Annotated in this window: 12 protein-coding genes; 8 read left to right on the plus strand and 4 right to left on the minus strand. The window is 74.3% G+C overall.

What is annotated here, in order from left to right; translation table 11 throughout:
• Positions 1–102 precede the first annotated feature (102 nt).
• Together hemG and hemQ are read left to right on the plus strand one after the other, a co-directional pair.
• Positions 103–1,533 (plus strand): protoporphyrinogen oxidase, encoded by a 1,431-nt coding sequence (gene hemG, locus A949_RS0125370; protein WP_019358854.1) that lies wholly within the window; start codon positions 103–105, stop codon positions 1,531–1,533.
• A gap of 79 nt (positions 1,534–1,612) precedes the next feature.
• Positions 1,613–2,329: a hydrogen peroxide-dependent heme synthase gene (gene hemQ / locus A949_RS0125375; RefSeq protein ID WP_019358855.1), complete on the plus strand. Its 717-nt coding sequence runs from the start codon at positions 1,613–1,615 to the stop codon at positions 2,327–2,329.
• A gap of 7 nt (positions 2,330–2,336) precedes the next feature.
• Here hemQ and A949_RS0125380 read toward each other — a convergent pair whose 3' ends face one another.
• From A949_RS0125380 to zapE, 4 genes are all read right to left on the minus strand, one after another.
• Positions 2,337–3,965, minus strand: a complete 1,629-nt coding sequence (locus A949_RS0125380; RefSeq protein WP_019358856.1) for an alpha/beta hydrolase — start codon at positions 3,963–3,965, stop codon at positions 2,337–2,339.
• A gap of 272 nt (positions 3,966–4,237) precedes the next feature.
• Complete coding sequence (locus tag A949_RS0125385; RefSeq protein WP_019358857.1) at positions 4,238–4,942, minus strand: peptidyl-tRNA hydrolase; 705 nt, start codon at positions 4,940–4,942, stop codon at positions 4,238–4,240.
• Between the two features lie 109 nt (positions 4,943–5,051).
• Positions 5,052–6,455, minus strand: coding sequence for an alkaline phosphatase PhoX (locus tag A949_RS0125390; protein WP_019358858.1), 1,404 nt, complete (start codon positions 6,453–6,455; stop codon positions 5,052–5,054).
• Positions 6,456–6,639: 184 nt separating this feature from the next.
• Positions 6,640–7,767, minus strand: coding sequence for a cell division protein ZapE (gene zapE / locus A949_RS0125395; protein ID WP_051019635.1), 1,128 nt, complete (start codon positions 7,765–7,767; stop codon positions 6,640–6,642).
• Positions 7,768–7,830: 63 nt separating this feature from the next.
• Between zapE and A949_RS0125400 the strand changes: the two genes are divergently transcribed.
• From A949_RS0125400 to A949_RS0125425, 6 genes are all read left to right on the plus strand, one after another.
• The gene (locus A949_RS0125400) at positions 7,831–8,652 is read left to right on the plus strand and encodes a pyrimidine reductase family protein (protein WP_026005028.1); all 822 of its coding nucleotides are present in this window, start codon (positions 7,831–7,833) and stop codon (positions 8,650–8,652) included.
• Between the two features lie 100 nt (positions 8,653–8,752).
• Positions 8,753–9,223, plus strand: a complete 471-nt coding sequence (locus A949_RS0125405) for a hypothetical protein (RefSeq protein ID WP_019358861.1) — start codon at positions 8,753–8,755, stop codon at positions 9,221–9,223.
• Between the two features lie 179 nt (positions 9,224–9,402).
• On the plus strand, positions 9,403–10,818 hold the full coding sequence (murC, locus tag A949_RS0125410) for a UDP-N-acetylmuramate--L-alanine ligase (protein ID WP_019358862.1): 1,416 nt from the start codon (positions 9,403–9,405) through the stop codon (positions 10,816–10,818).
• 59 nt (positions 10,819–10,877) lie between these two features.
• Positions 10,878–11,285: a peptide-methionine (R)-S-oxide reductase MsrB gene (gene msrB / locus A949_RS0125415; RefSeq protein WP_019358863.1), complete on the plus strand. Its 408-nt coding sequence runs from the start codon at positions 10,878–10,880 to the stop codon at positions 11,283–11,285.
• Between the two features lie 384 nt (positions 11,286–11,669).
• Positions 11,670–13,190, plus strand: coding sequence for an MFS transporter (locus A949_RS0125420; RefSeq protein WP_019358864.1), 1,521 nt, complete (start codon positions 11,670–11,672; stop codon positions 13,188–13,190).
• 497 nt (positions 13,191–13,687) lie between these two features.
• Positions 13,688–14,432 (plus strand): SAV2148 family HEPN domain-containing protein (locus tag A949_RS0125425; RefSeq protein ID WP_237735905.1); only part of this gene is annotated, 745 nt, incomplete at its 3' end.

Below are 14,432 nucleotides of genomic sequence, written 5' to 3' on the forward strand. Positions count from 1 at the left end.
CCGACACTCCTCTCACCGGGCGGGCCGTGCCGCCCACCGGACCTGCTGCCGTTGCCAGGGCCCACGCTATGCGCCGGAACCCGTTCTGCGAGACTTGCCCGTATGCACGTACTCGTCATCGGGGGCGGAATCTCCGGGCTGGCCGCCGCGCACCAACTGCTGGCCCTCGGTGCGCGGGTGACCGTGCTGGAGGCCGCCGGCCGCCTCGGGGGCAAGCTGCGCACCGGCAGCATCGCGGGCACCGCCGCCGTCGACCTGGGCGCCGAGTCGCTGCTGGCGCGCCGTCCGGAAGCCGTGGAGCTGGCCCGCGCCGTAGGGCTCGGCGGGCAGCTCCAGCCGCCGTCCGTCGCCGGAGGAGCGATCTGGACCCGCGGCGCGGTGCGCGCCATGCCCCGGGGGCATCTGATGGGCGTGCCCGGCGACCCGGCCGCACTCGGCGGAGTGCTCTCGCCCGAGGGGCTGGCCCGGATCGCCGAGGACGGGCGGCTGCCGCGCACCGAGGTCGGCGACGACGTGTCGGTGGGCGGCCATGTGGCGCGGCGGCTCGGCCGCGAGGTCGTCGACCGGCTCGTGGAGCCCCTGCTCGGCGGGGTGTACGCGGGCGACGCGTACCGGATCTCGATGCGCGCCGCGGTACCGCAGCTGTTCGAGGCCGTGCGCGAGGAGCGCTCCCTGCTGGCCGCCGTACGGGCCGTGCAGGACCGTGCCGCCGCCCGGCCCGCCCCCGCGGGCCCGGTCTTCATGGGGATCGAGGGCGGCGTCGGCAGGCTCCCGCTCGCCGTGGCGGAGGCGTGCGCGGCGCAGGGCGCCGACATCCGGCTGAACACCCCGGTGCGCGAGCTGCGGCGGGCGGCCGCCGACGGCGGTGGGCCGGGGTGGCTCGCGGTCACCGACCACGAGGCGCTGCCCGCCGACGGCGTCGTGCTGACCGCGCCCGCACCGGCCGCGGCCCGGCTGCTGGCCCCGCACGCTCCCGCCGCCGCCACGGCGCTCGACGAGGTCGAGTACGCCTCGATGGCCCTGGTCACGCTGGCCTTCCGGCGGTCGGAGGCGGACCGGATCCCGGACGGGAGCGGCTTCCTGGTGCCGCCCGTCGACGGCCGCGCCATCAAGGCCGCCACCTTCTCCGCGCACAAGTGGAGCTGGGTCGCGGAGCAGGACCCCTCGCTGTTCGTGCTGCGCACCTCGCTGGGCCGGTACGGCGAGGAGCGGGTGCTGGAGGGGGACGACGCCGAGCTGGTCGAGCTCTCGCTGCGCGACCTGCGTGCCGCCACCGGGCTGGACGCCCGCCCCGTGGACTCGGTGGTCTCCCGCTGGGACCGCGGCCTGCCGCAGTACCCGGTGGGCCACCTCGACCGCGTCGCCGCCGTCCGCGCCGCCGTCGGCGCGGTGCCGGGCCTGGCCGTGGCCGGTGCGCCGTACGAGGGCGTGGGCGTGCCCGCCTGCGTGGCGGGTGGCCGCCGCGCGGCGCACGAGGTACTGGAATCGGCCGGGCCGACCGGTCCGGCCGACGAGGACGCCCGACAACGCTGAACGCCCCCGCGCCGAGCGACGCCAAACGACGCTCGACAACGCCGAACAACGCTGCATGACGGTGAATGAGGAAGAAGCCATGACTGAGGCACCGCACAAGGAGCCCAACGCGGGCAAGAAGGCCAAGGACCTGAACGAGGTCATCCGCTACACCCTCTGGTCGGTCTTCCGGCTGCGCGACCTGCTGCCCGAGGACCGGGCCGGATACGCGGACGAGGTCGAGGAACTGTTCGCCGGGCTCGCCGAGAAGGACGTGGTGGTCCGCGGCACCTACGACGTCTCCGGACTGCGGGCCGACGCCGATCTGATGATCTGGTGGCACGCCGAGGACTCCGACGCGCTCCAGGACGCCTACAACCGGTTCCGCCGCACGGCCCTGGGCCGGGCGCTGGAACCCGTCTGGTCGAACATGGCGCTGCACCGCCCCGCCGAGTTCAACAAGTCGCACATCCCCGCCTTCCTGGCCGACGAGGAGCCGCGCGCCTACGTGAGCGTCTACCCGTTCGTGCGCAGCTACGAGTGGTACCTGCTGCCGGACGAGGACCGCCGTCGGATGCTCGCCGACCACGGCAAGATGGCCCGCGGCTTCCCCGACGTCCGCGCCAACACCGTGCCCGCCTTCTCGCTGGGCGACTACGAGTGGATCCTCGCCTTCGAGGCGGACGAGCTGTACCGCATCGTCGACCTGATGCGGCACCTGCGCGGCTCCGAGGCGCGGCGGCACGTGCGGGAGGAGATCCCGTTCTACACCGGCCGCCGCAAGCCGGTCGCCGACCTGGTCGCCGGGCTGGCGTAGCCCGGACTCAGCGGGCGGCCCGGGTGTTGGAGGCGGGCTTGGCGGCGCGCCGGGCGCCGGGTTCGGGCGCGGGCCGCGCCGCGCACTCCGCGTCGGCGCCCGGCGTCCTGCCCTCGAACAGGTAGCGCTCGATGTGCCGGTCCACGCACGGGTTGCCGCCGCTCACCCCGTGGTTGCCCGCACCGCGCTCGGTGACCAGCGAGGAGCCGGCCAGCCGGCGTCGGGTCTCCAGCGCGCCCTCGTAGGGGGTGGCCGCGTCCCGGGTCGCGGCCACCAGCAGCACCCCGGGCAGCTCGCCCGGGTCGGTGCGCACCCGCAGCGGCTGCGCGGGCCGGGTGTGCCAGTAGGCGCACGGCAGGTTCATCCAGGCGTTGTCCCAGGTGTTGAACGGGGCCACCGCCGCCGTCGCGGTGTTGTCCCGGTCCCAGCGCAGCCAGTTGCGCGGCCAGGGCGCGTCCTGGCACTCGACCGCGTTGTAGACGGCATTGCCGTTCTCCTCGCTCCGGGCCGCCGCCATGTCGGGTGCGGCCACCTTCACCAGCGGTTCCGGGTCGCCCTCGCGGAAGGCGGAGAGGGCCCGCGCGTACGGCGCCCAGGTCGCGTCCGCGTATCCGGTGACCAGGTAGGCGGCCAGCAGTTCCTTGGAGCCGACGGTCCCGCCCGCGGGCTTCCGGTCCACCGCGGTCCGTACGGCGTCGAAGGACTCCTGCACCTGCCGGGCCGTGGAGCCCAGCCGGTAGGCGTCCTCGTGCCGGGCGACCCAGGTCTTCCAGTCCTCCCAGCGCCGCTGGAAGGCGCGGTTCTGGTCCAGGTTGGCCTGGTACCACACGCTGTCGGGGGACGGGTCGACGACGCTGTCCAGCACGAGACGGCGGACGTGGGAGGGGAAGAGGGTGGCGTAGGCGGAGCCGATGTAGGTGCCGTAGGAGACCCCGAGGTAGCTGAGCCCGCGTTGGCCCAGGGCGGCCCGCAGGACGTCCAGGTCGCGGGCGTTGTTCGGCGTGGTGTAGTGCCGCAGCCGGTCGGGCTGCGCCTCGGCGCAGCCGGCGGCGTAGGCGGCGGCCCGCTCGTTCATGGTCTGCTTGAAGGCCCAGGACGGGTGCGCGGGGGAGCGGTTGGGCCCGCGGAGGAACTCCTCGGGGTCCTGGCAGGAGAGCGGGTCGGAGCGGCCGACCCCCCGGGGTGCGTAGCCGATGAAGTCGTAGCGGGCGTTGAGGCGCTTCCACAGCCCGCCCAGGTGCGGGTAGAGGGGGAAGCTCATCCCGCTGCCGCCCGGCCCGCCCGGGTTGTAGACCAGGGGACCCAGTCGCCGGCCGGGTTCTCCGGTGGCCCGGGCCCTGCTGACGGTCAGGGAGAGGTGTGCGTCGTCCGGTCGGGTGTAGTCCACCGGCACCCGGACGGTGCCGCACTCGACGGACCGGGGCAGGTGCTCGGCGGCCGGGCAGCGCCCCCACCGGATACCGGCGGCCTCCGCGTCCTCGGCGGCCGCCGCGACCCCGGCGGCCTCAGTGACCCCGGCGGCCTCCGTGGCGCGGCCGGGCCGGTGGTGGTCGCCGCCGGGCGGGGCCGCCGCGGCGGCGGGCGCCAGTGCGAGGGCCAGGGCACCGAGAGTGGAGGGGATCGCTGCTGCGCGCACTGGGGCTCCCGCTGGGTGTCGCTGTCGCTCCGTCAGCCGTGCTCCGCGGCACCGCTGTTCATATCGGATGCTCAGCTGCTCATACGTAGATGTAAAGCATCGTCTCGCGGTGTCGCGGAACGCCCCTCGTACGGGTCCGGGTCCTCGGGGCCTGTTCCGGCCCGGGTGCGCTGCGGGGCTAGGCACACGTCGGAAGTGCGGGGCCCGGACGCCGTCCCGCTGCGGCCGGGAGTCGCGCCGCAGCGTCCGCGGTGCTGCTCGGCCCCGGACGCTCAGCTGCGGGCGCGCAGCGCCGGATGGTCGGCGACGACGGTGCAGGACCCCGGGGCGACCTCGGTGAACCCGGCATCGCGCACCACGGGCAGGCCGCCGCCGGTCAGCTCGCTCCAGTGCGCACCGTCCCGGGCCGGGCGCACGGCCAGTGGGAAGCCGTCCCGCTGCCACGCCGTGCGCTCCGCGGCGTCCAACTGCCACCAGGCGAGCTGCGCGCCGTGGCCGGACTGCGCCATGGCCTTGCCGGCCGACATCTCCACCTCCGGATTCAGCCACAGCACGGGGGTACCGGCCACGGGGGCCTCGGGCGGCCGCGGATCCGCCAGCTCCGTCCCCGAGACCTGGAGCCGGGAGAGCTCCTTGGGCCAGCCGTCCAGCGGAACCGGCGGAAAGACCCGCACCTGTGCCGCGTCCCCGGACACCGTGATCCCCGCGAGCTCCTCCGCACGCCGCCACTCGGCACCCCGGGCCCGCCGGACGACCTTGCGGATCTGCAACTCCTCCCAGCGCGTCACCCGCTCGTGCCACTCGCCCGCCGGCTCGGTCGTGCGCGGATCGGCCAGCAGGGTGAGCACCGCCCGGGCCGCGGTCTGCAGCGCGTCCGTCCGTGCGGGCGGCTCGGCGCGTTCGATCCGCGCGACGAGGGGCAGCACGAAACGCTCGGGCTCTGCGGGGCCGGTGGCGGCACTGTCCGGGACGGTCACCCGTTCAGTCTGCCAGTGGCCGGATGCCCGCCCACGGGCGGTCCGCGGCCGGTGCGCGAGACGGCCGGGGCGGCGGCTCCGGGCGGCGGACCGGGTCAGCAGCCCGGGCTCAGTGCTTCCAGGGGCCGGTCACCGCGAACGTGGTCCCCGGGGTGTAGCAGTTGACATACATCGTGCGGCCGTCCGGCGCGAACGTCACGCCCGCGAACTCGCCCCACGCCGGGTCCTCCGGGGTGCCGATGTTCTGGGCGCCCCGTGCCATCGGGTAGACCGTGCCCCGCCGGGTGACGCCGAAGACGTGCTGGGCCCCCGCGCCGTCCTCGCACACCATCAGCCCGCCGCTGGGGGCCAGGCAGATGTTGTCCGGCTCCTCGCCCGGGAGCTGCACGTCCGTGTCGGGACCGAAGACCACGACGAGGGTGAGGCGGCGCCGGCGCGGGTCGTAGCGCCAGATCTGGCCGAAGTGGTCGCCCTGCGAACCCTCCGCCGTGCGGGCGTAGCTGGAGACGAAGTAGACGCAGGAGCCGCCCCAGTAGCAGCCCTCCAGCTTCTGCGCGTGGGTGATGCCGCCCTTGCCGAAGTCCTGGAGGCGGACGGGGGTTTCCGCCGCGAGCGGGTCGGGGACCTCCACCCACTCGATCCGGTCGAAGGAGGTGCCCGTCTCGGTGACGGCGGACAGGTCGGGCACGCCGGGCACCCGCATGGCCTCCAGCCTGCCCCCGGCGTGCAGCGAACCGTAGCCGCCCTTGGGCTTCCTGGGCAGGAAGCGGTAGAAGAGGCCGAAGGGTTCGTCGAAGGCGTCCTCGGTCTCGTAGACGACGCCGGTGTGCGGGTCGAAGGCGACGGCCTCGTGCTGGAAGCGGCCCATCGCGGTGAGCGGTTCGACGGAGGTGGGGCGGCGGCGGTCGAAGCCGACCTCGAAGACGAAGCCGTGGTCCTTGGTGTACCCTCCCTCGCCGGCCCGGTACTCGGTCTCCTCGCAGGTCAGCCAGGTGTCCCAGAGGCTGGGTCCGCCGGCGCAGTTGGTGGAGGTCCCCGCGATGCCGACGCGTTCGGCCAGCACGTCGTTGTCGCCGTCCAGTTCCAGGACCGTGCAGCCGCCCTCGCCCGCGGGGTCGTAGGTCAGCCCGTCGACGGCGGGGACCGGGACCCGCGACTCCATCCGGTTCTCGTGGTTGCGCACCAGCCAGGTGCGCTCCCTGCCGTGGCCGTGGTGGCCGTGGTGGCCGTGCCGTCCGCTCCCGAAGGCGGCCATGCCGTCGCAGTTGCCGGGGACCCGGCCCTCGCCGGAGCGGAGCGGGTCGCCCTCGCGGGAGAGCACCTTGTAGCGGAACCCCTTGGGCAGATCGAGCAGTCCGTCGGGGTCGGGCAGGAGCGGGCCGTAGCCCGCGCTGCCGCCGGTGGCCTGGGCCGCGGCGGTCCCTGTGAACAGTTCCGAGAGCGCGCCGCTGAAGGCGACTGCCGCCCCGGCGGCTCCGGTTCTTGCCAGCGCTTGACGTCGGGTCGTGGGCATCGGGCACTCTCCCCTGTTGGCGGACAGGTGACCCGAGTGTGTGTACCACGCGCACCAGTGTGCGCACAGCGCTCAGGACACGACCGGCGCGAACTGGGCGCCGGACGGTATGCGCGGCGGAGGCGCTCCGCGGCGGGCGCGCCGCGACGGGGTCGGGATCAGCCCTCGCCGCCGGCCGGCGGGATCAGTCCGCGCCACCGGTCAGCGCGCCGCCGTCCCGGGCGAGCGCCGTCAGCCTGGAGATCGCCCGGAAGTACTTCTTGCGGTAACCCCCCTTGAGCATGTCCTCGCCGAACAGCTCGTCGAAGGGCACCCCCGAGGCCAGCACGGGTATCTCCCGGTCGTAGAGCCGGTCGGCGAGCACCACCAGGCGCAGGGCCGTCGACTGGTCGGGAACCGGCGCCAGGCCGGTCAGGCAGACGGCCCGCACGCCCTCGACCAGCGCGCCGTAGCGGCTGGGGTGGACCCGGGAGAGGTGGCCCAGCAGCGTGGGGAAGCCGTCGAGCGAGGCCCCGGGTATCCGCCGCGCGGCGGTGGTGACCTGCTCCTCGGCGTACGGCTCGGGAGCCTGCGGCAGCCCGCGGTGGCGGTAGTCCTCGCCGTCGATGCGCAGGGCGCGGAAGTGCGCCGAGAGGCCCTGGATCTCGCGCAGGAAGTCGGCGGCGGCGAATCGCCCCTCGCCCAGCTTGCCCGGCAGTGTGTTCGAGGTCGCCGCCAGTGCCACTCCGTTCTCCACCAGCTTGGCCAGCAGGCTGGAGACGAGCACGGTGTCGCCGGGGTCGTCGAGTTCGAACTCGTCGATGCACAGCAGTTGGTGGTCGCCCAGGGTGCGCACGGTCTGCTGGAAGCCCAGCGCGCCCACCAGGTTGGTCAGCTCGACGAAGGTGCCGAACGCCTTGCGCTCGGGCGCGGCCGGCGCGGCGTGCCACAGCGAGGCGAGCAGGTGTGTCTTGCCGACGCCGTAGCCGCCGTCCAGGTACACGCCCCGGGGCCCGGCCGGGGTCGCCTGCTTCGGTACCCGGCGGAACCAGCGCCTGGGGCCGCCGCCGGTCCGTGCGGGGCCGCCGAGGCCCTCGGCGAATCCGCCGAGCACCGTGACCGCCTCGCTCTGGCTGGGCTGGGCCGGGTCCGGGATGTAGGTGGCGAAGCGCACACTGTCGAAGCGCGGCGGCGGCACCATCTCGGCCACCAACTGGTCGGCCGGGACGTGCGGCTCGCGTGCGGTGAGGGCGACGGGGGCGCCGTCGGAGCCGCCGGGGGAGTCGGAGCCGGTCTCGGATATGTGCGCTGCGGTCGTTGACACGATTGTCATGCTAGTCGGCTCACCCCTGCGGGCGTGCCGCTCACCGGGCGTGCGCCGTGCCACACTGCGCGCATGCAACGCCTGTTCCCATCCCGTACAGCCCCGGTGTCCCTCTCGCCCGCCTCCGAGGCAGCGGTGTCCGCGCCGGAGTGGAGCCTCGAGGAGATCGCAGCGGAGTACGCCTATCCGCCGGTGGGCGGGGGAGTCGAGGGGGCCGCGCGGTGGCTGCGCGGCAACATGGTCGCCTCCCTGGACGGTGCCATCCATCACGGCGGGCGCTCCCAGCCGCTCTCCTCCCCGGCCGACATGCGGATCTTCGGCGTGCTGCGGGCGCTCGCCGACGTGGTGGTCGTCGGCGCCCGGACCGTGCGGCAGGAGGGCTACCGGCCCGCCAAGCGGCGCCGGGCCTTCGCCGACCGGCGCGCCGCCGCCGGGCAGCCGCCCGCGCCGGTCATCGCCGTGGTCTCGGCCGGGCTGGAGCTGGACTTCGCGGCTCCGCTGTTCACCGAGCCCGCCGTACCCACCCTGGTGATCACCGGAGGCGGCGCGCCGCCGGACCGGGTGGAGCGCGCCAGGCAGGCCGGTGCCGAGGTGATCTTCGCAGGTGAGGGCGGCAACGCTGATCCGGCCCGGGTCCCGGGGCTGCTCGCGGACCGGGGGCTGTGCAGGCAGTTGACGGAGGGCGGTCCCACTTTGCTCGGGGAATTCGCCGACGCGGGGGTACTCGACGAACTGTGCCTGTCCATCGCCCCCCGGATCGTCGCCGGGTCGGCCCCGCGGATCATGAACGGACCCGTACTGCCCGACCCCGACGCGTACGCGCTGGAGGGGGTGCTGGAGGAAGAGGGATTCCTCTTCACCCGCTACCGTCGGTCGCGAAGCATTGCGGAATGAGACGTTCCGCTTTCGTGTCGCTGGGCAGACTGACAACCGCAGGACCCCTGGGAGCACGGGGCCGCAGGGTTTCTTTCCGACCGGAGGAGGAGCGCCAGTCGTGATCACGACAGTGCTGATGATCGAGAAGCCGCTGGTGGCGGCCGACACCGAGATGGTGACGACGCTGCACGGCGAGGAGACCGTCTCCTTCGTCGTGCTCCTGCAGCCGCGCGGCGACCAGGACCGGCTGCTGCGGGCGCTGGACGACGTCGCGCTCGGCGAACTGGAGCAGGTGGTGCGCGAGGCCGACGAACCGGAGGGCGGAGAGGCCGTCGGGCCCGCCGAGCAGGCCCTGGAGCTGTCCCTCAAGCACCTCAGAGACGCGGGCTGCGAGGCGGTCGGCCAGATCATCGAGGACCACCCCCTGGACGTCCTGAAGTCGGTCGCGGAGCAGACCCGCGCCGACGAGGTCATCGTGCTGACCGCCCCGCACCTGGTGGAGGAGTTCTTCCACCGGGACTGGGCCTCCCGGGCCCGGCACAAGGTGGGCGTTCCGGTGCTGAAGCTGTTCGCGCACAACGAGGAGTGAGCCCGGTCGGCCCGCGTGCCACCGGTGCCCGCCGGCACCGGAGGCACGCGGGCCGACCGGCGCGGAGCGGCCGGGGGTCACGTGAGGTGGCGGCCCGCACCGCATAGGCTTGCGCCGTCCCCCGCCTGCCGCGCCCGCGCGCGTGCGGCGCCCGACCGAGCCAGCCAGGAGAAGTCCGTATGACCGCTGCCGCCACCCCCTCCCTCCCCACCGCCATGGAGCGGCCGCACTTCATCGGGATCGGCGGCGCGGGGATGTCCGGTATCGCGAAGATCCTGGCGGTGCGCGGTGCGCGGGTCGCGGGCAGTGACGCACGCGAGTCCGCGACGGCCGACGCGCTGCGCGGCTTCGGGGTGACCGTCCATGTGGGGCACGCCAGCGCGCATCTGGCGCCGGACGCCACGACGGTGGTCGTCTCCAGCGCGATCCGCGAGGACAACCCCGAGCTGGTCGAGGCCAACCGGCGCGGCCTCCCGGTGCTGCACCGCGCCGACGCGCTGGCCGCGCTGATGGCGGGGCTGCGGCCGCTGGCCGTGGCCGGTACGCACGGCAAGACGACGACCACCTCGATGCTCGCCGTCAGTCTCGCCGACCTGGGGCTGGACCCCTCGTACGCGATCGGCGGCGACCTGGAGGGCCCCGGCTCCAACGCGCACCAGGGCACCGGGGAGATCTTCGTCGCGGAGGCGGACGAGAGCGACCGCAGCTTCCACAAGTACGCGCCCGAGGTCGCCATCGTCCTCAACGTGGAGCTGGACCACCACGCCAACTACGCCTCCATGGAGGAGATCTACACCTCCTTCGAGACGTTCGTGCAGCGCGTGGTGGACGGCGGCACCCTGGTGGTCTCCGCCGACCACGACGGGGCGCGGGAGCTGGTCCGCCGGCTGCGCGCCACGCCGCGCGACCGCGCGCTCACCATCCACACCTACGGCGTCGCCGAGGACGCCGACGTACGGGTCCTCAAGATCACGCCGAGGGGGCTGGCCAGCGAGGTCACCGTCGTGCTCGACGGCGAGGAGCTCACCTTCGACGTCTCGGTGCCCGGCGCCCACTACGCGCTCAACGCGGTGGCAGCGCTCACGGCGGGCGCGGCGCTGGGCGTGCCCGCCGCGGAGCTGGGGCGCGCGCTGGGCTCCTACACCGGCGTCAAGCGGCGGCTCCAGCTCAAGGGCCTCACCGGCGGCGTACAGGTGATCGACTCCTACGCCCACCACCCCACCGAGATGACCGCGGACCTGGAGGCCATCCGCGGTGGCGCGGAGGGCGGCCGGGTACTGGTGGTCTTCCAGCCGCACCTCTTCAGCCGCACCCAGGAGCTCGGCAAGGAGATGGGAGAGGCACTGTCGCTGGCCGACGGCTCGGTCGTGCTGCCGATCTACCCGGCGCGCGAGGACCCCATTCCCGGCGTGACCAGCGCGCTGATCACCGACGCCGCACAGGCGGCGGGCGCCGCCGTGCGGGCCATGGACACCCCGGACGAGGCGGTCGAGGCGGTCGTGGGAATGGCGGAGCCCGGCGATCTCGTTCTCACCATGGGCGCGGGTGACGTCACCGAGCTGGGCCCGCGGATTCTCGCCCGGCTCGCCGGGTGACGCTCACGTCCGCACGGCCCGCCCCGGGCCCGTGTCCCGAACAGCGCTGAGGAGCCGAGATGGCCTACGAGATCGACAAGAACGAGGAACAGTGGCGCGCGGAGCTGACGCCCGAGGAGTACCAGGTGCTGCGCGAGGCCGGTACGGAGCGTCCCTTCACCGGTGAGTACACCGACACCGAGACCACCGGTGTGTACTCCTGCCGGGCCTGCGGTGCCGAGCTGTTCCGCTCCGGAACGAAGTTCGCCTCCCACTGCGGCTGGCCCAGCTTCTACGACCCGGCGGACTCGGACGCCGTCGAGCTGCTGACCGACAGCTCCATGGGCATGGTCCGCACAGAGGTGCGCTGCGCCCGCTGCGGCTCCCACCTGGGCCATGTCTTCGAGGGCGAGGGCTACCCGACCCCCACCGACCAGCGGTACTGCATCAACTCCCTCTCCCTGCGCCTGGAGCCCACCGAGAGCTGAGGCCGGCGCCCTGCCGGTGACGGCCGCGCCGCGCCGATGGCGTCGGCTCCGCCGCACGGTCCACGACCGTGGGTGCGGGGCCGGATGCCGGACACGCGTACCCGACGCGGTGCGGTCCGCGGGCCGGTGAGGTCCCCGGTGTTCGGGCGCTCCGGCCGGGGTCGTGCGCCCCTCGGTCAGGTCGTGCGCCCCACGGGCGGGGGAGGCGGCCACGCCGCCGCGCCGCTTCCACGCGCCCCGCCTTCCGGCGGAACAACGGGCGGTCCTCGAGGGTTCATTTGTACGCTGCACGCGGATTGCCGTGTGCAGCGGCGCACCGTGGAGAGTCCGACGGGGACGTCGGCAAAGGTTCGACAGGCATGCGACAGAGAGAGGACGGCACGCGTGGGGGAGAGCAACACAGTGGGGGCGGGCGGGCCGATACGGGCGGCGGAGGGCGAGCGCTGGCTCGTTCCCGTACTGGCGTTCGGCGGAATCTCCGTCGCCGTCATGCAGACACTGATCGTCCCGATCGTGGCCCGGCTGCCCGCCCTGCTGGACACCTCCACCTCCAACGCCTCCTGGGTGATCACCTCGACGCTGCTCGCGGGCGCGGTCGCCACGCCCATCATGGGCAGGCTCGGGGACCTGTACGGGAAGCGCCGGATCGTGCTGCTGAGCCTGGGGCTGATGGTCCTGGGCTCGCTGGTGTGCGGCTTCACCTCGGCGCTGGTGCCGATGGTCGCCGGGCGGGCCGTGCAGGGGTTCGCCATGGGGGCCATCCCGCTGGGCATCGGCATCATGCGGGACGCGCTGCCGCCCGAACGGCTGGGCTCGGCGATGGCGTTCATGAGCTCCTCGCTCGGCGTGGGCGGCGCGCTGGGGATGCCGCTGGCCGCCTACGTGGCGCAGTACACCGACTGGCACATGCTCTTCTTCGGCTCCGCCGGGATCGGTGCGCTGGCCATGCTGCTCGTCGCGCTGCTGGTACCCGAGTCCCCGCTGCGGGCCCCGGGCCGCTTCGACCTGCCGGGCGCCCTGGGCCTCGCGGCCGGGCTGGTGACCCTGCTGCTGCCCATCTCCAAGGGCGGTGACTGGGGCTGGTCCAGCCCGACGGTGCTGGGGCTGTTCGCCTCCTCCGCCGTGCTCTTCGCCGGATGGGGGGTGCTGGAGCTGCGGACCGCGGATCCGCTGGTGGACCTGCGGACCACCGCCCGCCGCCAGGTGCTGCTGACCAACCTCGCCTCCATCATGGTCGGCCTCGCCTTCTACGCGCTCACCCTCGTCCTGCCCCAGCTCCTGCAGCTCCCGGCCGCCACCGGCTACGGACTGGGCCAGTCGATGGTCGTCTCCGGGCTGTGCGTGGCGCCCATGGGCCTCGCGATGATGGCGGTCTCCTCGCTGTCCGCGCGGCTCTCCAGGGCGCGCGGGCCCAAGGTGTCGCTGATGACCGGGCTGGTCGTGCTGGCCGCCTCCTATCTGCTGGGGACGCAGCTGATGGCCGCCGTGTGGCAGACGGTCGTGCTGTCCGTGCTGATCGGCGTGGGCATCGGCATCGCCTACTCGGCGATGCCGGCCCTCATCCTCGGCGCCGTCGACCCGTCCGAGTCCGGCGCCGCCAACGGGCTCAACACTCTGATGCGGTCGATCGGTACCTCGACCTCCAGCGCGGTCGTCGGCGTCGTCCTGGCCCGGATGTCGATCCCCCTGGGCCCCACCCGGGTGCCCGACCTGGACGGCTTCCGCACGGCGTTCCTCATCGCGGCGGGCGCCGCACTGCTGGGGCTGGTGATCGCGGCGTTCCTCCCGTCGTCGACCGCCGCCGAGCGGCGCGCGGAGGCGGTGCCCGTGCCCGGCCGGAATCTCGGGCCGGACGCGGTGCCCGCCCCGGGCGCCGAGAGCGTCGCGGGCCTGCGGCGGCCGTAGCGGGGCGTCGCGCGCCACTCCGGGCCGGGCGCGGCGGCTGTGCGCCGGCTCACCGGTGCCGGTGCAGCCCGCGCCCCGCCAGCGTCGGAAATGTCTCGCCCACCGCCTCGCTCGACGTCGGGTGCTGCGGGAGGAGCGCCGGTGACGGCGCGGCGCGTGGCGGGTGTGAATTCCCGGTACCGGTCCTGTCCGGGCGCTGGCGCGAAGCGGCCGCGAGGCGGTAGGACGGGGCGTGGACCGGTTCCGGGAGGGAGAGCGCGCAGCCAGGTGGATGCCGTCGCGCCGCCCGGCCGGCACGCTCCGGGCGCGGGACACGGGGCCCCGCGTCGTGCGCGCTGCGGCGCCCGCCCCCGCCGCTGCCGCCGAGCCGTCCCCCGGGGGCCGGCCGGACCCCGTCCACCCGTACGAGCACGGGAAGTTGACAGGCGTTCCGGGTGCACCCCCGGGGGCGGCCGAAGTAGTCTTCCTTGATCGAACAGCGGGGGCCGAGAGCGGGTGTGGAAGGCGGTGCGCAGTTGGGCGCGGGAGGGCTTGAACTCCCCCCAGGCGACGGCGGTGAGGAGCCGGAGGGCGGCGGCCCCGCCGGTGAGGCCGGAGCGACGGACGATCCGAGCGGTGGGCTCGGTCCGGGGGGACCTCCCGGCCGGAGTCTGGGAGGTGCCGGGCAACCGGGCGCCGTCCCGCTGGCCCGGCCCATGGAGATCGGCGCGGACGTGGGCTGGGGCGAGGAGGACTGGACCGAGGTACGCACCAGGGCGCAGCGCGCCGGGCGCGCGTACGTCTGGCTGAATCTGGTCGAGCAGCGGATGCGGGCGGTCGTCGCCGCCGTGCTGCGGCCGATCTACGAACCGGTGCACGGCCAGGAGTGGGTGATCGCGGCGGCCGGGCCCGCCGGCCAGGAGTGGGTGCAGCGGGCCGTGGCGGTACGGGAGGTCAGCCGCCGGAAGGGCTATCTGCTCGACCCGGCCGACGACACCCTCATCTCCTTTCTGACCCTGCCGCAGCTGCGCGAGCTGATGGTGCAGCACTGGCCCTGCTTCGAGCCCTACTTCGAGGGCCGCCGCGAGGTGGAGCTGGCGCTGGACGAACTGGAGGTGGCCCGCAGCGCGGTCGCCCGCAACCGGGCCCTGTCCGAGACGGTGCTCGCGCAGGCCGAGCGGATGTGCCGCCGGTTGCTGGAGCTGCTCGGGGCCGCGCCCGAGGGGGCGGCGGCGGTGGGCCGCATGCCGGTCGACGCCGTCG

Origin of the sequence: Streptomyces sp. AA1529, from assembly GCF_000280905.1 — a bacterium.
Lineage (GTDB): Bacteria > Actinomycetota > Actinomycetes > Streptomycetales > Streptomycetaceae > Streptomyces.